The 18,657-nt window shown below is 40.2% G+C and carries 21 protein-coding genes and 1 riboswitch; of the genes, 12 read left to right on the top strand and 9 right to left on the bottom strand.

Features of this window, described 5'->3' with window-relative positions; genetic code table 11:
* Positions 1-4 precede the first annotated feature (4 nt).
* Complete coding sequence (locus tag LIS78_RS19440; RefSeq protein WP_195782222.1) at positions 5-247, bottom strand: hypothetical protein; 243 nt, start codon at positions 245-247, stop codon at positions 5-7.
* Between the two features lie 163 nt (positions 248-410).
* Here LIS78_RS19440 and LIS78_RS19435 point away from each other — a divergent pair, with 163 nt between their 5' ends.
* Entirely contained in the window at positions 411-1,091 is a 681-nt protein-coding gene (locus LIS78_RS19435) for a hypothetical protein (protein WP_252284228.1), read from the top strand.
* A 348-nt stretch (positions 1,092-1,439) separates the two neighbouring features.
* On the opposite strand, the gene LIS78_RS19430 is transcribed toward LIS78_RS19435, so the two are convergent.
* Both LIS78_RS19430 and LIS78_RS19425 read right to left on the bottom strand, forming a co-directional pair.
* Entirely contained in the window at positions 1,440-2,756 is a 1,317-nt protein-coding gene (locus LIS78_RS19430; protein ID WP_057242832.1) for a CitMHS family transporter, read from the bottom strand.
* Positions 2,757-3,052: 296 nt separating this feature from the next.
* Positions 3,053-3,913, bottom strand: a complete 861-nt coding sequence (locus LIS78_RS19425; RefSeq protein ID WP_014458763.1) for a LysR family transcriptional regulator — start codon at positions 3,911-3,913, stop codon at positions 3,053-3,055.
* 184 nt (positions 3,914-4,097) lie between these two features.
* Here LIS78_RS19425 and LIS78_RS19420 point away from each other — a divergent pair, with 184 nt between their 5' ends.
* From LIS78_RS19420 to LIS78_RS19410, 3 genes are all read left to right on the top strand, one after another.
* Complete coding sequence (locus tag LIS78_RS19420; RefSeq protein ID WP_252285359.1) at positions 4,098-5,225, top strand: 2-methylaconitate cis-trans isomerase PrpF family protein; 1,128 nt, start codon at positions 4,098-4,100, stop codon at positions 5,223-5,225.
* Between the two features lie 94 nt (positions 5,226-5,319).
* Positions 5,320-5,985, top strand: a complete 666-nt coding sequence (locus LIS78_RS19415) for a cyclase family protein (protein WP_252284227.1) — start codon at positions 5,320-5,322, stop codon at positions 5,983-5,985.
* A complete protein-coding gene (locus tag LIS78_RS19410; protein ID WP_252284226.1) occupies positions 5,982-6,824 on the top strand; it encodes a GNAT family N-acetyltransferase in 843 nt (280 codons plus the stop codon). Before LIS78_RS19415 ends, LIS78_RS19410 begins: the two co-directional genes overlap by 4 nt.
* Before the next feature lie 27 nt (positions 6,825-6,851).
* Here LIS78_RS19410 and LIS78_RS19405 read toward each other — a convergent pair whose 3' ends face one another.
* Positions 6,852-7,436: a YjgB family protein gene (locus LIS78_RS19405; protein ID WP_252284225.1), complete on the bottom strand. Its 585-nt coding sequence runs from the start codon at positions 7,434-7,436 to the stop codon at positions 6,852-6,854.
* Between the two features lie 794 nt (positions 7,437-8,230).
* Positions 8,231-8,337, top strand: a riboswitch (SAM riboswitch).
* Between the two features lie 75 nt (positions 8,338-8,412).
* On the opposite strand from LIS78_RS19405, the gene LIS78_RS19400 reads away from it, so the two are divergent.
* From LIS78_RS19400 to LIS78_RS19380, 5 genes are all read left to right on the top strand, one after another.
* Positions 8,413-9,423, top strand: coding sequence for a BMP family lipoprotein (locus LIS78_RS19400; RefSeq protein ID WP_252284224.1), 1,011 nt, complete (start codon positions 8,413-8,415; stop codon positions 9,421-9,423).
* A gap of 82 nt (positions 9,424-9,505) precedes the next feature.
* Positions 9,506-11,038, top strand: coding sequence for an ABC transporter ATP-binding protein (locus tag LIS78_RS19395; protein WP_252285358.1), 1,533 nt, complete (start codon positions 9,506-9,508; stop codon positions 11,036-11,038).
* Positions 11,013-12,080, top strand: a complete 1,068-nt coding sequence (locus LIS78_RS19390; protein WP_252284223.1) for an ABC transporter permease — start codon at positions 11,013-11,015, stop codon at positions 12,078-12,080. Before LIS78_RS19395 ends, LIS78_RS19390 begins: the two co-directional genes overlap by 26 nt.
* Positions 12,067-12,984 (top strand): ABC transporter permease, encoded by a 918-nt coding sequence (locus LIS78_RS19385; protein WP_098326200.1) that lies wholly within the window; start codon positions 12,067-12,069, stop codon positions 12,982-12,984. The genes LIS78_RS19390 and LIS78_RS19385 overlap by 14 nt, the downstream gene beginning before the upstream one ends.
* 24 nt (positions 12,985-13,008) lie before the next feature.
* A complete protein-coding gene (locus tag LIS78_RS19380) occupies positions 13,009-13,671 on the top strand; it encodes a sulfite oxidase-like oxidoreductase (RefSeq protein WP_195782234.1) in 663 nt (220 codons plus the stop codon).
* 33 nt (positions 13,672-13,704) lie between these two features.
* On the opposite strand, the gene LIS78_RS19375 is transcribed toward LIS78_RS19380, so the two are convergent.
* Both LIS78_RS19375 and moaC read right to left on the bottom strand, forming a co-directional pair.
* Entirely contained in the window at positions 13,705-14,217 is a 513-nt protein-coding gene (locus LIS78_RS19375; protein ID WP_252284222.1) for a MogA/MoaB family molybdenum cofactor biosynthesis protein, read from the bottom strand.
* 15 nt (positions 14,218-14,232) lie between these two features.
* On the bottom strand, positions 14,233-14,721 hold the full coding sequence (gene moaC, locus LIS78_RS19370) for a cyclic pyranopterin monophosphate synthase MoaC (protein WP_045293624.1): 489 nt from the start codon (positions 14,719-14,721) through the stop codon (positions 14,233-14,235).
* 114 nt (positions 14,722-14,835) lie between these two features.
* On the opposite strand from moaC, the gene LIS78_RS19365 reads away from it, so the two are divergent.
* Positions 14,836-16,101, top strand: coding sequence for a molybdopterin molybdotransferase MoeA (locus LIS78_RS19365; protein ID WP_195782236.1), 1,266 nt, complete (start codon positions 14,836-14,838; stop codon positions 16,099-16,101).
* A 14-nt stretch (positions 16,102-16,115) separates the two neighbouring features.
* On the opposite strand, the gene LIS78_RS19360 is transcribed toward LIS78_RS19365, so the two are convergent.
* Together LIS78_RS19360 and LIS78_RS19355 are read right to left on the bottom strand one after the other, a co-directional pair.
* Entirely contained in the window at positions 16,116-16,235 is a 120-nt protein-coding gene (locus tag LIS78_RS19360) for a YvrJ family protein (RefSeq protein ID WP_306472928.1), read from the bottom strand.
* Between the two features lie 292 nt (positions 16,236-16,527).
* Positions 16,528-16,905 (bottom strand): winged helix-turn-helix transcriptional regulator, encoded by a 378-nt coding sequence (locus LIS78_RS19355; protein WP_195782237.1) that lies wholly within the window; start codon positions 16,903-16,905, stop codon positions 16,528-16,530.
* A gap of 119 nt (positions 16,906-17,024) precedes the next feature.
* Here LIS78_RS19355 and LIS78_RS19350 point away from each other — a divergent pair, with 119 nt between their 5' ends.
* Positions 17,025-17,597 carry an NAD(P)H-dependent oxidoreductase gene (locus LIS78_RS19350; protein ID WP_195782238.1) on the top strand — a complete coding sequence of 191 codons (573 nt, stop codon included), beginning with the start codon at positions 17,025-17,027 and terminating at the stop codon, positions 17,595-17,597.
* Between the two features lie 375 nt (positions 17,598-17,972).
* On the opposite strand, the gene LIS78_RS19345 is transcribed toward LIS78_RS19350, so the two are convergent.
* Entirely contained in the window at positions 17,973-18,203 is a 231-nt protein-coding gene (locus tag LIS78_RS19345) for an SPW repeat protein (RefSeq protein WP_229754546.1), read from the bottom strand.
* A 193-nt stretch (positions 18,204-18,396) separates the two neighbouring features.
* Here LIS78_RS19345 and LIS78_RS31615 point away from each other — a divergent pair, with 193 nt between their 5' ends.
* The gene (locus LIS78_RS31615; RefSeq protein ID WP_350495069.1) at positions 18,397-18,528 is read left to right on the top strand and encodes a DUF3973 domain-containing protein; all 132 of its coding nucleotides are present in this window, start codon (positions 18,397-18,399) and stop codon (positions 18,526-18,528) included.
* Positions 18,529-18,657 lie beyond the last annotated feature (129 nt).

Below are 18,657 nucleotides of genomic sequence, written 5' to 3'. Positions count from 1 at the left end.
TGATTTATTCGCCGCCGTCTCCATCTCCATCCTCGCTAACGTCATTCTCTGTTTTGTCATAATGTGGACCGGTAGCGTAGGTCTCTTTAAAAAAATTGCCAAGCCACGTGGAACTTGTAGCGACTGCACCGTTTTTAGCGTGAATAAATTCACTGATTGTATATATTTCAACGACTTGCTTGCGGTATTTCCGAAATAAAAATGCGCTGGCAACAACGCCAATGCTGATCATTACATACGTATTCATGAAATCCTCCTTATAAAAGGGTTAGTGTTATGTATGCCGGATAAAGAAAGGATATGCGAATCTAAAAGAAGTTCGTTTAGTGGTGCGAGTCTTTGAAAAAATGGTAGTATAGAGCATGCTTGGTACACAGAGAACGTAAACTTTTTTGGAAGGATGCATGCTAGTGGTGAATTTTAAAGAGTTTTTTGCTATTTCTTCATATGAAATAGTTGAATATTGTAGTCGACAAGAAAACGGAAAGAATATAGATGAATACGAAGTGATGTTATATAACGAAAACGTCAGTCAAACGGAAAATGTGATCATCAAATTTAAAAAGGTTAACGATGGAATAGTAGTTGAAAAGGTCCGAACTCTCTCTTATTTTGATCAACAGCGTCCTAAACACCCCTGTAAGATTTGCGGCAGCGAAATGATGGTAAAAGAGAACAGTAGCGAAGAACCAGAAGTTTACGTGCATGATTGTTCATTTAACGGTGAGGAAATAGAGGATTGTTTAAGGGAACTAGTACAAAATGAACTTTTGCAGGATGGATTTACTCAAGAAGAATTTGAACGGAACTATGGAGTTAATTACCGTGATGACAGTAATAAAGAATATGGCTTTTACGATGCGCAGCAACGAAATACTTTTTATACCATCTTTAACGATAGTGTTTATCATACCTCTTACGCAGGACCACAAGAGCTGCGCTGTAAGTTTTGCGGGATGGATGAAGAGCTGCTTGTTGTAGACGGAGCCTTCTATCAAAAGTGCGCAGTGCTAACTCCACATACCAATCGAATTATTCATATGATTGAAGCAAGAAAACAAAATGAACCAGACTTAACAAAACGCTCATGAGAGTAAAGGTGCTGGCAGCAGCTTTTTAATCCGCTGGGCTGGGGCGTGCAAAAAATATAAAAAAGAAGCTTCCTTTTGAGCGAAAGGAAGCTTATCAAGTTTGTACCTATAGGGTTGAGTGCACAATTAAATAGCTATCGGAATAACCGATGAATCATTAAAGTAAACAACTTCTGAAAGAATACTGCAGCCTTTCAGCTTTTTAAGCTGACTAAGCGCTTCTTCCTTACTGTCAAACTCGTACATTTTCATTTCACCTTTTCTGACATAACACGTAATCACATACATTTAAGAAGTACCTCCGTCTATCATTTATTAATAAAAAGCTATAACAGCTTTTATTCACTATTAAAATAGCGTAAGTGCGCCTGTCACAATAGCAAGGACAATCAGAACAAGAGACGTTAAAACTGCCCATTTAAATGCAAAGCGCTGATGTTCACCAAGATCAACACCTACCATACCTACAAGTAAAAAGGTAGAGGCAACGAGTGGACTTAACAGATGAACAGGTTGTCCGAGTACTGAAGCTCGCGCAATTTCCAACGGATCAATTCCGTAAGAAGCAGCCGTTTCAGCAAATATTGGTAAAACACCGAAGTAATAGGCGTCGTTACTCATCACAAATGTAAACGGCATGCTTGTTAAAGCGACAATCGTCGGTAAAAAGGAACCGAGTGAATCAGGAACTAAATGAATTAACAAACTGGCCATTTCATCCACCATTTTAGTGCCGGATAGTATTCCTGTAAAAATACCGGCTGCAAAAACAAGTGCTGCAACGGTTAGTGCGTTGCCTGCATGAGCCATTAAACGTTCTTTTTGATCCTCAAGTTTTGGATAGTTAATCATAAGAGCAAGCGCAAAGCCAATCATAAATAAAACAGAAACAGACCAAATACCAGAAACTAATACAACCATTAATGCAATGGTCAAAGCTAAGTTAATCCAGATTTTTTTAGGCTGTGTAATATCTTCTTGAGAAGTTAAGGACGCGTCTTCAGCAAAAGCAAGCGAGCTTTTTAATTCAAACTGCTCGATGTCAATAGCACCAAGTCGTCTGCGCTCTTTTTTTCCAAGAATATAACCTGTAAAGATTACCCACAAAGCTCCGCCAATTAACGTTGGAAGAAGTGGAATAAAGAACTCTGATGCATCGAGGTGAAGGGCGACAATCGCACGAGTAGCTGGGCCTCCCCAAGGCGTCATACTGCTCATGATACTAAGAGAAAGCATCGCAACTGTCGTTAACACTAACGGACTCATATTCAGGCGTTTATAAAGTGGAAGAAGAGCAGAAACCGTAATCATATAAGTGGTTGTACCGTCTCCGTCTAGTGCAACTAAAAGCGATAGAAGAGCCGTTCCGATGACGATTTTAAGCGGATCGCCTTTTACGATTTTTAACAGCTGCTTAATTAATGGATCAAACAGTCCGGCATCAATCATAACCCCGAAATATAAGATGGCGAACAGCAGCATCGCAGCTGACGGAGCTACTTGTTTTAACCCTTCTAGCATCATGTCTCCGACGCCTTTGCCAAACCCTCCAATCACGGCAAAAAGAAGTGGAATGACCATTAAAGCTACGATAGGAGACATCCTTTTTGACATAATCAGATACGTAAAGACAATAATCATTGTAAAACCTAGTAGTGCTAGCATGTAAACAACCTCCTTTATTTTCCCTCTTTTCTCTGAAAGCGTTTTCTTTTAGAGTAAAAAAACGTGCCTAACAGCTCTCATCCCCAAGTATGAGCAGTAGTTTGATTATTAAGAATTTTTAAAGCCGCTCTTTACCCCCGCTGATGTTTCTTGTTTTCATGTTAGTACATTTTGAAAAATAAAGGAAATATAGGTTTTTTTAGAAAGTTCATAAAAAATTTTTATAATGGTAGTCTAGAAAAAAGCTTGGTCCAAAAGAGAGACTCTCCCAAGACGCAAACTTTTTAGCTTTTGCTTTATTTTTCACTTAGCTTTAAAAAGTCAATAAATGCTTTCACGACCGATAGATTCAAGTAAGAAGGATCATACATGAGCCAGGTGTTTCGAAGCAAAGGTGATTCATCTCGGTATGAAAGTCCGTATGTATATAAATTGTCGCTGGAGTGAAGGCAAATTTCAGGTAAAATCGCAAAGCCTAAATCATTTTTAACCATTTCTTTGGCCGTTTCTTGCCGGTCAACTTCCATCGCCACAAACGGAGGCTCTGAAAACTTGTCATGCCACCAGTCTTGAATGAGATCTTTTAGCGACGTATCAGTTTTATAATTAATATAAGGCAGGTTCGGCAAGTCATCGATCGCAATTTCTTTTTTCGAAATTAAGCAAAGTCGCTCTTTCGTCAGCAGTGATTTTTCTCCGTTCCACGGGTAATTGCCTCGTAAAATACCAACGTGAACACGCGAAGAGTCTAATAGATTCATAACTTGCGTACTCCAGCCCGTATTCACACTGAACTGCACGTTTGGATAGTGAAGAGAAAACTGTTTTAAAATTTTAGGAAGCTTATGCTGTGCAAAGTTACTCGATACCCCTAAGCGAAGTGTTCCCGTAACGGTTTCGCTCATATTTCGCATGCTGTCTTTTGTTTCTTGCAGCTGCTTCCACATATTTTCCGCATAGCGAACGAGGTGCTCACCTTCAGATGTAAATTCAATTCCTTTTTTCGTTTTAAAAAACAGCGTCACGCCAAATTCTTCTTCAAGATTTTTAAGGCGGTAGCTTAAAGAAGGCTGCGATACGTAGAGCCTTTCAGCCGTTCGCGTAATGTTCTTTTCTTCGTGAAGCGTTTTAATTAATATCCAATCTTTTTGATCCATCCCAATTCCCCCTTGTATGTAGATTATAAAAAAATTTTTAAAAAGACAATAAATTTTATGTATTTTACTTATGACCACCTCTATTATACGATAAATGGCAAATGAACCGGTTCTAAATAGTAAAAAAATAAAATGGTTTGATGAACGCCTCGGCGTTTGTTAGTAGGGGAGAAAGGTGATTAATATGACGCGCATTCCTGTAACGGTTATGAGAGGTGGAACGAGTAAAGGGGTTTTTATCAATCATGAAGAAATGCCTGTGAACAAATCTGATTGGGAACCGTTTTTGCTAGATATAATGGGAAGTCCGGATCAACGTCAAATTGACGGGTTAGGCGGAGCCAATTCGCTGACGAGTAAAATTGCGATTATAAAAAAATCAGATTTAGAGAAAGCTGACGTAGATTACACGTTTGCGCAGGTCAGCATCAGCGAATCCCTCGTTGATTTTAAAGGAAACTGCGGCAATATCTCTTCAGCGGTGGGGCCTTATGCCATTGAACAAGGACTTGTACAACCTGTGGAACCGGTGACCAAAGTGCGGATTTATAATACGAATACCAAAAAAGTAATCGTAGCGGAAGTAGAAGTAGAAAACGGAAAAGTGAAAACAGAAGGATCGTGTATGATTCCTGGAGTGCCAGGTACGGGTTCACCTATTTATCTTTCGTTTGAAAACGGAGAAGGAGCCGTTACTGGAAAGCTGCTTCCAACGGGAAATACAATTGACCTCCTGCAAACATCCATCGGGACAGTAAAAGCATCGATTGTTGACGTAGGAAATCCGCTTGTATTTGTTGAAGCAGCGGATATTGGCCTAAAGGGAACAGAACTTCCGCATGAATACACGGAAAAACAGCTCCAGATATTTGAAGAAATTCGTTCCATTGCAGCGGAAAAAGCGGGGCTCGCACCTCGAGACAAAGCAACAAAACTATCACCAGCCGTTCCGAAAATGACGATTATTGCGCCTCCTAGGAACCACTGCGACGGGACCGGAAGAGAGAAAAATGCTTCTCAAATGGACGTATTAATTCGCATGATGTCAATGCAAAAACCGCATCAAACGCTTGCGATTACAGGAGCAATTTGTACAACGGCGGCTATCTATACAAAAGGCACGCTGGTGTCGGAAATGGTTAAGGTAAAAGGCGATACCGTTCGACTTGCTCATCCAATGGGAATTATGGAAACCAGCGTGGATTTAAAGAATGGACAGGTTAACGGAATCAAAGTAGTGCGTACAGCCCGCCTAATTTTCGAAGGTTTTGTTTATACAAAGCATGCGTACGATGTGTGTTTATCAAGTTAATAACGCTCTCTAAAAAAAGCTCTTTCTAGGAAACTAGAAAGAGCTTTTTTATGTTAGACTATTTTTACTGAATATTGAAAAAGTGGGTGGGAGTATGAAAAAAAGAACGTATATTGATTTAAGTCACGTTATTGAAGACGGAGTTATCACACACAAAGGCTTGCCGGCACCAATCATTTGTGATTACTTGAGCCGAGAAGCGTCTAAGAAGCTTTATGAACCAGGGACTGAATTTCAAATCGGTAAAATTGAAATGATCACGAATACCGGTACGTATATTGACGTGCCGTTTCACCGATACAAAGACGGAACTGATTTAGCTCAAACGGCTATTGATAAAACAGCCGGGTTAGAAGGAATAGTTGTTTCGGTTGACCCGACTTTAACGGCTATTGATGAATCTCATTTTCAACATGTAGACGTAAAAGGGAAAGCGGTATTAATTCATACGGGATGGGATCGCTACTGGAATACAGACGATTATTTAGAAAATCATCCATACTTAACGGAAAGCGCAGCAGCTTATTTAGTGTCTCAACAGCCCGCTCTTGTTGGAATTGATTCGATGAACATTGACGATACAAAAGGAAAAGCAAGACCAGCTCATACGCTGCTGTTAGGATCGGATATTGTGATTGCTGAACACTTATGTCACTTAGATCAACTAACGGAGTCCTTTTTATTTTACGCCGTGCCTCCTAAAATAAAAGGAGCCGGAACGTTTCCGGTAAGAGCATTTGCGGAGGTAGAAAGAAAATGATACAGCTACATAGATACAGAGAAGTGCAGGAGTTTAAAAATCAAGTAGAGCCGCTTTTATCAAAGAATGAAATTCTTCATAACTTAGCGCTTGGCATTTTATACAGCTTAAATGAAAACAGCAAACCAAATTTTATGGGTGTTATTTTAAAAAATAATCGTGCTGTGCTTGTTTTACTGCAAACGCATCCTCAGCAAATCATCCTGTCTCAAATACAGCAGCTAACGGAGCGTGAACTAAGCGAAGCAGCGGAGCTATTACAAGAAACTGAAGTACCCGGCTTAGTTGGAGAAAGACAAACAGTTTTATATCTTTCTCAAAAACTAGCAGATTTAAAGAATCAAGAAGCTTCTTTGAAAATGGATCAGCGCATTTACCGGTTAGACAAAGTAAAAAAAGCTGCGGATGCTGAAGGAATGCTGGTAAAAGCAAGGGTGGAGCACCTTTCGCTCGTAACGGAGTGGGTTCGAGAGTTTATGTATATCATTTGGGAGCCTATATCGAAAGAACAAGCTGTCAAAACAGGAGAAGCTTTTATTAAAGCAGGACGGTTATTTTTATGGGAAGTGAATGGCAAGTACGTATCCATGGCAAATGCCGCGCGTCCAACGGTACATAATGTCACGATTAACTATGTGTACACGCCTCGTGAAGAACGTAAAAAAGGCTATGCCTCAAGCTGTGTGTCCACGCTTTCTCAGCTCATGCTAGACAGCGGTTTTCAAACAACAAGCCTATACACAGACATGACAAACCCTACGTCTAACAAGATTTATATGGAGATTGGCTATGAACACGTAGCTGATTCAGCATTAGTTTTATTTCATGAAAAAAAGTAGCAGGCTGTCTGCTACTTTTTCTATGAATTAAGGTTTCGTAACTAAGTTTACGTGATTTAATGTTTTGCTATCATCAAAAATAAATTCAAGATCATAGGCGCCGGCATGATACGTGTACTTCGTTTGAGTCGTACCGTCACCTTTTACCTTACTTGTAAAGTTCGGCTGACCTAATTCTTTCTTTAAGTTAGCTTGCGTGATGGACCCTAAGTTTGTTTGACGCTCTACATTCGTACCAAAATAGCGAATTTCGTTGATGACGTTATTTTGGTCATAGCCAAATGCATACCCAGGATGGCCCATTTCCGCGTGATAGTAGTCAAAGCTATTTGATGAACCTTCAGGCGGCGGACCGAACTGATCGCGAACGTCTTGACGCAGGGTTTTGCCAATTTTAAAGTCTGCTGTTAATCGCGGCACTTCACCTTTTACTGCGGCGTTATAAATTTCGTTGATATTTTTTACAGCTGTTTGACTTTGACTGCTTGCTTCTTGAGATGTAGCTGCGTGTGCTGGTGTATCAAACTGAGCGACAGGAGCAAATCCAAACGCAGCAATTCCTGTAATCGTTGCAGCAGCTGCTGCTTTTGATAGTCGCTGTTTCATTTTCATGATTTTTTCCTCCTTTTATTTATATACATCGATTTAGCACCCCGGACCCACCTAAAGAGCAGGTGGGTCCGGGGTGCTAGACCTAAGCGTCTGCCACCCCCCTTGCGGGGTAGGTAGCATTCGCATAGGTAAACCCTAAACCCTTGTGGGAATAGTCAAGGAGTCTTAGTTGAGTTAGTAACTGTTATATATACTTTAACATGCCTTGCAGAATGTAAACGTCAGCTAAAGTGAAAAGCAAAAAACGATTCATTTATCATAGGTGGAAAGATTGGTTTATATTCCTTTATTATGTAAAAAAACGTAATATAGGGAGGATCATAATTCATTATAAAGCATTAGATATTAACCGAGATTACTATATACTAAAGCAGCCAAAAGAAAACACCGCTTTACTAATAAAAGGTGGTGTTTTCTTTATCTTATCTTAGTTTCGCTCTTGTTATACCTGTTACTACAATACTAGTAATAAAAATAACTACCATTCCAACATTCTTGGTAAAGTGATTTCAATCCATAGCCCATTAACTGAAGAGGTGTAATAAAAGTAATCTGCTACAAATAAACATTCTTTTATTAATAAGAAAATCAGCAATTTACTATAAACGTTTTGCTAGGAAATATACGATGATTGATGGAGAAGGGTAAAGGCCTTAGATTGTATTTTAGTAGAATAAAACCCTATAATCCTATCTGTTTTTAAAGTTTTTTATGCGAAAAAGAAAAATAATATTGACAATTGTTAAAAAACTATTAATATTGACTATATTACATAAAACAAATAGCTATTGTTTTCCTTATCAAGAGAGGTGGAGGGACTGGCCCTGTGAAACCCGGCAACCGCTGTCTATGACAGAATGGTGCCAAATCCTTAAGAACAGTATGTTCTTGAAGATGAGGAAGAGACGTTTGGTTAACGAGCTCTTCCTTTATATAAAGGAAGAGCTTTTTTTATATTATAGGGGGAGTAAGTTAAATGAAGAGGTTTCTTATTTTAGCAGTTGCGCTTGTACTACTCGTAACTGGCTGTCAGTCAAAAAGCACAAAAAGCAGTGGAAGCGAAGAGAAAGGAAAGAAGCGAATTGCTCTTGTTTTACCTGAAAAGATTGGAGTTAACCCGTTTTTTCAACAAATGGATGATGGAGCAAAACGCGCTGGGAAGAAGTATAACATTGATGTAAAGACAATTGAATCTACGGACCAAGCAGCCATTGAAAGTAATTTGCGTGCTGCCGTAGCAGAAAACTATGACTTGATTATTACATCTTCTTTTGAATCCGAAGATGCGTTGAAAAAAGTAGCTCAAGAAAACCCGCAGCGTCAATTTGCGATTATTGATACAGTGGTCGATTTACCAAATGTAAGAAGCGTTGTATTCCGTGAACAAGAAGCTTCATATTTATTAGGAGCAGCGGCAGGATTGGTTACAAAAACGAATAAAGTAGGAATGGTTGCAGCTGATGATATTCCATTATTAAAAAAATGGACGGTAAGTTTTAAAGAAGGAATACAATCAACAAATCCAAAAGCAGAGTTTCTAGTAAACTATGTTGGAAGCTTCTCTGACCCAGCTAAGGCAAAAGAACTTGCTATTTTACAGGCTTCAAAAGGAGCTGACTTTATCGCCGGAGCTTCAGCGGTAGGCGACTTGGGTGTATTTGAAGCAGCAAAAGAAAAAGGTTTTTATACGGCAGGCCAAGATATTGACCGTACGGAAGTAGATCCTGAGCATATCGTTTTATCGCAGTTGAAAGGATCTGATGCGGCTGCTTATGAAACGGTAGAAGCACTTGCAAATGACAAATTTAAATCGGGCGTAGTGACATACGGCTTAAAAGAAAAAGGTGTTGGGTTAACGTATGTGACTCAAGACAGCAAGACGCCTCTTAATGACTTTGTAGGGCAAGATGTAATTGATCAATTAAAAGAAATTAAAGATTCGATTATTGATGGAAAAACAGTGGTAAAAGATCCGTTAGCAAAGTGAGTTGAAAAGAGAAGTCGAGTAAGGCTGGCTTCTCTTTCTTATTTTTGAAAAAATCCTAATGGGGAAAGGAGCAATGAATGGAATGAGTGAGCTGCTGCAGTTAACGAATTTGACGAAAAAATACGGTTCATTTTTAGCAAATGATAACGTGTCCTTTAAACTGAAAAAAGGCGAGGTCCACGCGCTGGTTGGAGAAAATGGCGCTGGGAAAACGACATTGATGAGGATACTTTACGGAATGGAAAAGCCGAGTTCAGGAAGTATTCAGCTACATGGGAAAACCGTCTCGTTTTCATCTCCTGCAGATGCGATCAAAAATGGAATAGGCATGGTGCATCAGCATTTTATGGTTTTTCCTCATTTTACAGTGGCTGAAAACATTGTCTTGGGGCATGAGCCAAAGAAAGGCCTCTTTTTTAATAGAAGGCAGGCGAAAGCAGATGTACAGCAATTAACCCAAACCTATCAAATTTCAGTAGATGTTCATAAGAAAGTAAAACATTGCTCAATTGGAGAACAGCAAAAAATTGAAATTTTAAAAGTGCTGTATCAAGGAGCAGAAATTATTATTTTAGACGAGCCTACCGCCGTTCTTACTCCTCATGAAGTGAAGGAACTATTAAAAACAATCCGTTTTTTAGCTTCTCAAGGTAAAAGTATCATTATTATTACACATAAGCTGCAAGAAGTGATGGAAGTAGCGGACCGCATTACGGTTCTTCGAAATGGTAAAGTAGCCGGCGTCATAAGTAAAGAAGATACCAATGCTCACCACTTAGCCAGGCTGATGGTAGGGCGAGAATTAAAAGAGCGTCCTGCAAGAATGCCATCACAAGGTACCTCTCATTTAAACGTACAAAATCTCTTTTTAAAAGGAAAAGGACAAAAAAACGTATTGCAAAATGTGTCTCTTCACGTTTCTACAGGTGAAATTGTCGGTATTGCAGGCGTTTCGGGAAATGGACAATCGGAGCTGCTTCAAGCAATTGCTGGATTAGTAGAAACAGACAGCGGGAGTATCAAACTTGGAGATGAAGATCTTACAGGGCGATCTGTGCGTGAAAGAAGAGAGGCAGGAATCGCTCATATTCCAGAAGACCGCTATATGTGGGGAGCCTCTAAGGACGATACGATCGAAGAAAATGCACTGATGGGCTATCAGTATAAAGCTTCTTACTCGAAGATGGGCTGGCTTAAAAGAAAGATATTCAAGTCGAGCGTGGAGGAATGGATAAATGAATTTTCGATTAAAGCCACTTCATCTAAGCAAAAAGCTGGAGAACTGTCAGGGGGAAATCTGCAAAAATTGATTGTTGCCAGAGAGCTTGGGCAAAACACTTCTTTTCTACTTGCTGCTGAACCAACGCGAGGAGTGGATATTGGGGCAATGGAACGTATTCATGATGCCTTGATTCAAAAACGGAATAATGGCTCCGCTATTTTACTTGTGTCTTCGGAACTGTCGGAGATTATCTCACTATCAGATCGAATTTTAGTTATGTACGAAGGCAGTATTGTCGGAGAGCTTACAAGGGAAGAAGCAACGGAAGAGAAACTAAGCATATTAATGGCAGGAGGAACGGTAGAAGGTGATACAGTTGCAGAAACTTCTTAAATCATTAATCCAGCCGGTTATTGCGGTCATTTTCGGCTTAGCAATAGGAGGCATTATTATCTCCTTAACAGGTGGTTCGGTTTTCCAAACATATACAGAGCTCTGGAATGGAGCGTTTGGTAATTTTTATTTCTTCACCACTACGCTGGCTCGCGCTACGCCTATTCTTTTAATTGCGTTAGGTGTCGGGTTTGCTTTTAGAGCAGGTGTGTTTAATTTAGGGGGAGAAGGACAGATGGTCGTTGGAGCGATTAGCGCAGCAATTGTCGCTTATTACCTACCAGCTCCAGGGATAGTCAAGCTTATAGCGGCTATTGCAGCTGCTGTTGTGGCAGGAGGTTTGCTTTCTGTTTTAGCAGGCTGGATGGAAGCCGCGTTTAAAATTCAGCTCGTCATTTCGACACTTTTATTAAATTATATCGCTGTTTTATTTGCAAGCTATTTAGCAGGTCATCCTTTTCAAGACAAAACAGGTTCAGCAGCTCTCGCGCAAACGCCTATGATTGAGCAATCGGCGTGGCTTGGAAAAGTGTTTCAAGGAATGCCTCTTCATATCGGATTTATCATTGCCCTAATCGGTGCGCTTCTGCTGTGGACCGTGCTTCGCTACTCTGTGTTTGGGTACGAAGTGAACGCATCCGGAAAAAATCCGTTGTTCGGGGCGTATGGTGGTATTCATCAAGTAAAAGTCATGCTGTTCAGTATGTTTATTAGCGGGAGCTTGGCTGGATTAGCCGGAGGGTTTGAAGTGCTTGGTTCACAGTACCGTTTTGTAGACGGTGCGCTCACCGTTCCCGGATATGCGTGGACTGGAGTGATGGCAGCCCTGTTAGCCAACTCGAATCCAATTGGAATTGTTTTTACGTCTCTTTTACTTGCCGCTTTGCAAACAGGAGCGATGGGGCTAGAGCGTAATACAGAAATTCCGTTAGAAATTGCGAGTATTATGCAAGCTGTACTCATTCTATTTATCTCAGCAAAATTCACAAAGCAGTGGTGGAAAGCAAAAAAGAAAGGAGCTGATATTCGTGGAGCTGCTTGATTGGTCACTGTTAAATGCAACGTTACGAATGGTTGCGCCTATTTTATTAGCGGCGCTGGGCGGAATGCTTTGCGCGCGTGTGGGCATATTTAATGTAGGACTAGAAGGTCTGATTTTGATTGGGGCTTTTAGCGGGATTGCCGGCAACTATTATACTCATAATGTCTTTTTTGCTATCGTGATTGCTGCTGGAGCAAGTTTACTTTTTGCTTTGCTTTTTGGAATGATGGTCGTGGTGTTTAAAGCGAATGAAATTGTTGTTGGGGTGTCCATCAATTTTTTAGCGCTGGGCTTAACGACATTTTTACTCCGGACTATTTTTCATACAAAAGGTGCCTATTACGATAAAAATATGCAGGGGATAGGCACATGGGATATTCCTTTGATCAAAGACATACCTGTAATCGGCGACATTATTTCCGGACAGTCGCCGCTTGTCTATTTTGCTTTTTTAGCAGCTATTGCTTTTTATATCTTCTTTTATCGAACGATTTTCGGTTTCCGTCTTTTAGCAGTAGGCTACAATAAAGTAGCAGCAAGTACCCTTGGTTTAAAAGCAATAAGATATCAGCTGTTTGCGATTGCAGCATGCGGAATCCTGTGTGGGATTGCAGGAGCACAGCTTTCATTAGGACAAGTCACGATGTTCTCAGAAGGTATGACTTCAGGACGTGGATTTATTGCACTTGTTGCGATGATGCTCGGTCAGTCTCATCCGCTCGGTATTTTAGCGTCAAGTATACTTTTCGGCTTAATGGATGCTGTGAGTACACGGCTACAAGGTTTTTCAATACCGACCGAGTTTACGATGATGGTCCCTTACGTGCTGACATTAGCAGCGATGTTTTTCTTACGAGATAAAGGAGTCGAAACGAATCAAACAAGTCAGCAAAGTGCACGCTGATAAAAAAATAAAGAGGTGGTACCTATGAACAAAGCAGACCGTATTAAACGAATGAAAACACCGGAAATTGACCCAAAGTATGAAGGACGAGTGCCTCCGGGGCAAGTAGTGACAGAGCGCTTTCCGATTTTACATGAAGGCGACGTGCCGAAGTATAACTTAGAAGAGTGGACGCTTCGGGTGTTTGGATTGGTAGACAGGGAAGTGACGCTTTCCTATCAAGATATATTGGACATGCCGCAAACGACGGTGAAATGCGATATTCACTGCGTAACGAGATGGACAAGACTTGATAATGAATTTACGGGCGTGCTATTTACAGACTTTTTAAAAGCAGTTGGCGTGGAGTTAAAAAGTAAATACATCATGCTGCACGGAGATAATGACTATACGTCAAACATTGAAGTGAAAGATTTACTGAGAGACGATATTCTTCTCGCTCATTCCTTTAACGGAGAGCCGCTTACACCTAAGCATGGATATCCGCTGCGATTGATTGTGCCTCATTTGTACTTTTGGAAAAGTGTCAAATGGCTTCGAGGCTTTGAAGCCATTGATGAAAATCATCCTGGCTTTTGGGAGCAAAACGGCTTTCATCTTAGAGGAGATCCGTTTAAAGAAGAGCGTTTTTCTGGAGAAGATTTAGGCATTCCAGAAGATGAGTGGGTACATAAAGACTATGATTAATGAAAATGCCTATGCGTATGCATAGGCATTTTGTCAGCGCTGGCGGTTTAATTCCCACACAGCGTGGCGAAGTTCAGGCAAAATCAGCTTGGTCATAGCTAGACGAACAGCACCGCTTGATCCCGGTGTAGAAAAAACGGCTTTTTCGTTAATTGTCCCGGCAATTGCCCGGCTCATAATCGCTGCGCTGCCAATGTCTTCGGTGTAGCTCAGCATGCGAAACAGCTCGCCAAACCCAACGATTTCTTTATGAATCAGCGCTTGAACGGCTTCAATCGTGACGTCTCGTTTTGTGATGCCAGTCCCGCCGTTTGTGAGAACAACGTCAATGCCCTCATCACTGCATCCGGCAAGTATCGCTTGTTGAATCGACGTTTGGTCGTCTTTTACAATTTCATAGGAAGCGACCTGCATGTCGTGTTCTTTCAGAAGTTGGATCATCAGCGCGCCGCTTTTATCGGTTTCTTTTGTGCGTGTGTCTGATACCGTAATGACTTTGCAGCGAACGGGCTGCGTTGCTTTAGATTTATGTTCGTGTACGCTCATTGTGTACCTCCTTTACTACGCTTCCGTGCGTTTGTAGTCACCGTTTTTACCGCCTGATTTTTCAAGTAAATACGTTTCGCCGATAATCATTCCTTTATCAATGGCTTTGCACATATCGTAAACGGTTAATGCACAGGCAGAAGCGGCGGTTAAAGCTTCCATTTCAACACCCGTTGAGCCTTCGGTTTTAACAGTTGCTTCTATTAATAAACGGTACTGGTTATTGCTTGTATCCCAGTCAAATGAAAGGTTTACGCCTTTTAATAAAAGAGGGTGACACATCGGAATAATGTCAGACGTGCGTTTTGCCGCCATGATTCCCGCTACTTGTGCGACAGCAAGGACGTCGCCTTTTCCGATTTTATGTTCTACAATGGCTTCGTGAATTTCTTTGTTGACAAGTATACTTGAACGAGCTGTTGCAACGCGGCGAGTGATAGATTTTTCGCTAATATCGACCATATTGGCCCGGCCTTGGTCATTAAAATGTGTAAAAGAAGACATCCGTGTTTTCATCCTTTTTCAGTAAATTTTGTTGTATGATAGAAATAGTGAGATATGCTATGATTTTACACCATAGCGCAAAAAGTGAACAGACAAAAAGGAAGTGAAGAATGTATGTTAGAAAGCAGAACACCTATTTCAATTCCTGAAGCAATTGAAAAAGTTATGACATATAAAAGAAAAGGCAGTATCGAACGCGTATCGATCACCGAAAGCTACGGACGCTATTTAGGAGAAGATATTATCGCTGATCAAAACGTGCCTCATTTTAATAAATCGCTTTACGACGGCTTTGCGGTTCGAGCGCAAGACTGCGTAGAAGTATCGAGTGAACATCCTGTTGAGTTCGAAGTAGTAGGTGAAATCGGTGCAGGCTCTGTTTTTGAAGGAGAAGTAAAGCCTTTTCAAGCGGTGCGTATTATGACAGGAGCGCAAGTGCCTCATTCGTGTGATGCGGTTGTAATGCTTGAAGTCACAACTTCGTATGAAAAAGAAGGGAAAACGTGTATGGCGTTAAGCAGGCCGGCTTCAAAGTGGGAGCACATTGCGTTAAAAGGAGAAGAAACGAAAAAAGGAGACGTGCTTGTTTCAAAAGGAACGCGCATCAATCCAGGCGTCACAGCTTTTTTAGCTACGTTTGGCTATGCGGATGTAGCTGTGTTGAAGCAGCCGGTGGTTGGCGTGTTAACAACAGGAAGTGAACTGCTTGATGTGAACGAGCCGTTAGAGCCAGGAAAAATCCGCAATAGTAACTCCTATATGGCACTTGCACAAATCGTAAGAAGCGGCGGGATTCCGAAATATTTAGGGAAGCTTGAAGATGATTTTGACCGCTGCTATGAAGCGGTAGAAAAAGCGCTTGAAAAAGTGGACATTCTACTAACGACCGGCGGCGTATCCGTTGGCGACTATGATTACCTGCCGGCTATTTATGAAAAGCTTGGTGCGAATGTGCTATTTAACAAAATTGCGATGCGGCCAGGAAGCGTCACAACAGTCGCAGAACGAAACGGGCAGCTGCTGTTTGGATTATCTGGAAACCCATCTGCTTGCTATGTTGGGTTTGAGCTTTTTGTTCGTCCGATTGTTCGCAGCTTTTTACATTCACCACGGCCCCATTTACATAAAACAATAGCGGTGTTAAACGGCCGCTTCAAAGAACCGAATGCTTTTACGAGAATGGTGCGAGGAGAGATTTCAGATGAAGGTGGAAAGCTTGTCGTGACGCCTGTTGGCATGGACAAGTCAGGCGCTATTTCGTCATTAGCTGCAGCAAACGCGCTGATTGTTCTCCCAGGTGGAGAGCATGAATATGATAAAGGAACAGAAGTGAACGTGCTGCATCTTGAAAACGAAGGCACGAGTTCGCTTTGGGTATAAAAATAGCAGTCTGCTTATTGCTTGTCCTTTTTTTCAATAAGAACTTGAAGCAGCTCTGTAATTCGATCTAATTTGCTTTCAATGCGAACAAGTAAGTAAAAAGATAGGGCAATTGGAAAGCCTAAATCTTTAATATAGCTAACTAAGTTTTCTATAATAGCATACCTCCTTCACTTAGAAGATATATTATAATATGTAATTTCTAAGTATTTGTTCGCAGGGCATACGTCCATTTTTAAGACAAAAGTCCTTGAAAAATAAGAAGAAGCAGCCTCGGCATTGGCAAGCGAGGCTGCTTTTTTGTAAGTGTTCATTTATACGTATCCAAGTATAAATGACTATGTTCCTAGAAATTCTATTACGGTAACTACTCGGGTATAGGCCATACCTAAAATACACTAATCTATTAATTAATAGATTTCATATTTAAATTTCTTCTTTTTCTATTGTTCTCGCACTAATGATTCTGTTCTTATGCGTTTCTCCCCAATCTTTCATAAGTAAAATGATTGGTTCGAGAGATCTTCCAAATTCGGTTAGGGAGTACTCTACTTTTGGAGGGATTTCTTTATAGATTTCACGATGGACAATCCCGTCTTTTTCTAATTCTCTTAATTGTAAGGTCAGCATCCGCTGTGTAATGGCAGGATACAGTTTTCGGAACTCATTAAAACGTTTCTTTCCATCAATAAGATGATAAAGTATAATCCCTTTCCATTTTCCTCCTATTACGTCTAATGTGGTTTCGACCGGGCACCCGATTTTAGTGGGGGGATAATTAAATCCTACTTTTTGGTTTCTCATCCATTTTCACTCCCTGTAGTATACAGTTTTATACTATGTTTAATTAATGTGCGTACTTCCTCTAATTTATTACAAAATATACAATATAATCATACCAAAAATAACAAGGAGGTCTAGATATGAAAACATTAGTGCTCATTGCACATCCAAATATTGAATCTTCCCGAGTAAATAAAAAGTGGAAGGAATCAGTTTTGAGTGAAACGGATCTAACGGTTCATGACCTTTATGAAACATATTGTGATCGGCCCATTAATGTGGAATTTGAACAACAGCTGCTCCTTGCCCATGATCGTATTGTTTTTCAGTTTCCAATGTACTGGTATAGCAGTCCGCCACTTTTAAAACAGTGGTTTGATGAAGTGTTTACCTTTGGCTGGGCTCATGGTCCTGGCGGAACGAAGCTGACAGGAAAGGAGTGGGTATTGGCTATTTCTATCGGTTCGCCTGAACATTCTTATCAAGCGGGGGGATATAATTTATTTTCAGTAAGCGAATTAACAAAGCCGTTCCAGGCATCTGCTAGTTTAGTTGGGATGAGCTATCTTCCTCCTTTTGTCGAGTATCGTGCAAATAAAATCAGTGACTATGATATCATTCAAAGTTCAATTCGCTATGTAAAGCATATTACAAATACAGAATTAAATCCGAAAATTCGTCTTCGTAACTATTTAAAACAGCTAGCTGAATAATATATGAGGAACTGACTTTATAGAATATTTGATTTTACGGGAATTGAGACGGTAGATCATTTACTATTTAGAAGTATTGGATATCTTGAGGATGACGCGTATAAAGATATGTTAAAAAAAGTTGAAGATAAAATTAATCATCACTTTTTTTAACGCAGAAAAAGCTCCCTATTTCCGTAGGGAGCTTTTCTGCTACAAGAATTGTTTCTCACATAGGTCGATACGTTGCGGCATCTTCAATAGTTTAAGTAAATAATGGAATATTATTCACTTTTTAATTTACAGCTTTTAGTTTTGATGTAGAGCTCAAGCTCCATAAGCTAAGCAGTACGGTCATTAACCCAAGTATAATGCTAGACCAAAGTACCCCATCTGTTAATAAATAAAGGGAAAAAGAACAAACCATAATCCGGTAATGAGCGAAACCCAGTTTTGTCGTGGCTTCCACCCTAGTTTGTTAGTTCCCCAAAAAGACATGATAACTTGAAGGGTTCCAAATACATTACTCGATGAAGTAGCTCCTGCATTGTATGAAAAACCAAGCATCCAAGGGGCAATAACAAACCAAATTCCAATTACAGCGTTCACAACACCTCTTGTTTTCATCCTTATCTCTCCTCAAAGTATGACACTCTTCATGATGTCATTATTAAACTACATGTTTGTAACTGATGTGTGTTGAGTATTCTTCAACGCCTGTTGAGTTTTTTTCAACTTTTAATGTAGGAACAAGCACTTCTGTTGATGAGTTCTCATAAGATGTTTCAAAATCAAATATAAGAAAGAGAGTGGAAAACGAATGTACTATTGCGTTACTTGCTGCAGATTGCAAAATGAAAATGTTATTAAGAGTAAGCTGTTTGAAAATGAAGTCTATATAGATCCATCTTTAGGAGAAAAAATCCCTTTAGGTATGTGTGTGTGCACATAAATGTAACCATGAGCCATGCAAAAAAGAAAACATAATTGAAAAGATTGCGCCAAAGGAATTATTTAAATTAAAGAAAGCAATAGAATATTTACCTGCCCATCGTCATGATCAAGAAAAAGTTCCATTTTC

Origin of the sequence: Priestia megaterium (assembly GCF_023824195.1) — a bacterium.
In the GTDB taxonomy this organism is placed as follows: Bacteria; Bacillota; Bacilli; order Bacillales; family Bacillaceae_H; genus Priestia; species Priestia megaterium_D.
This window is presented reverse-complemented; position numbering and strand designations above follow the sequence as displayed.

Excerpts from the sequence above, each read along its gene's own strand:
- LIS78_RS19400 (WP_252284224.1), top strand. The coding sequence starts at position 8,413 with ATGAAGAGGTTTCTTATTTTAGCAGTTGCGCTTGTACTACTCGTAACT.
- LIS78_RS19350 (WP_195782238.1), top strand. The coding sequence starts at position 17,025 with ATGAAAACATTAGTGCTCATTGCACATCCAAATATTGAATCTTCCCGA.
- LIS78_RS19345 (WP_229754546.1), bottom strand. The coding sequence starts at position 18,203 with ATGAAAACAAGAGGTGTTGTGAACGCTGTAATTGGAATTTGGTTTGTT.
- LIS78_RS19380 (WP_195782234.1), top strand. The coding sequence starts at position 13,009 with ATGAACAAAGCAGACCGTATTAAACGAATGAAAACACCGGAAATTGAC.
- LIS78_RS19365 (WP_195782236.1), top strand. The coding sequence starts at position 14,836 with ATGTTAGAAAGCAGAACACCTATTTCAATTCCTGAAGCAATTGAAAAA.
- LIS78_RS19440 (WP_195782222.1), bottom strand. The coding sequence starts at position 247 with ATGAATACGTATGTAATGATCAGCATTGGCGTTGTTGCCAGCGCATTT.
- LIS78_RS19395 (WP_252285358.1), top strand. The coding sequence starts at position 9,506 with ATGAGTGAGCTGCTGCAGTTAACGAATTTGACGAAAAAATACGGTTCA.
- LIS78_RS19410 (WP_252284226.1), top strand. The coding sequence starts at position 5,982 with ATGATACAGCTACATAGATACAGAGAAGTGCAGGAGTTTAAAAATCAA.
- LIS78_RS19430 (WP_057242832.1), bottom strand. The coding sequence starts at position 2,756 with ATGCTAGCACTACTAGGTTTTACAATGATTATTGTCTTTACGTATCTG.
- LIS78_RS19420 (WP_252285359.1), top strand. The coding sequence starts at position 4,098 with ATGACGCGCATTCCTGTAACGGTTATGAGAGGTGGAACGAGTAAAGGG.
- LIS78_RS19355 (WP_195782237.1), bottom strand. The coding sequence starts at position 16,905 with ATGAGAAACCAAAAAGTAGGATTTAATTATCCCCCCACTAAAATCGGG.
- LIS78_RS19405 (WP_252284225.1), bottom strand. The coding sequence starts at position 7,436 with ATGAAAATGAAACAGCGACTATCAAAAGCAGCAGCTGCTGCAACGATT.
- LIS78_RS19415 (WP_252284227.1), top strand. The coding sequence starts at position 5,320 with ATGAAAAAAAGAACGTATATTGATTTAAGTCACGTTATTGAAGACGGA.
- LIS78_RS19375 (WP_252284222.1), bottom strand. The coding sequence starts at position 14,217 with ATGAGCGTACACGAACATAAATCTAAAGCAACGCAGCCCGTTCGCTGC.
- LIS78_RS19425 (WP_014458763.1), bottom strand. The coding sequence starts at position 3,913 with ATGGATCAAAAAGATTGGATATTAATTAAAACGCTTCACGAAGAAAAG.
- LIS78_RS31615 (WP_350495069.1), top strand. The coding sequence starts at position 18,397 with ATGTACTATTGCGTTACTTGCTGCAGATTGCAAAATGAAAATGTTATT.
- moaC (WP_045293624.1), bottom strand. The coding sequence starts at position 14,721 with ATGTCTTCTTTTACACATTTTAATGACCAAGGCCGGGCCAATATGGTC.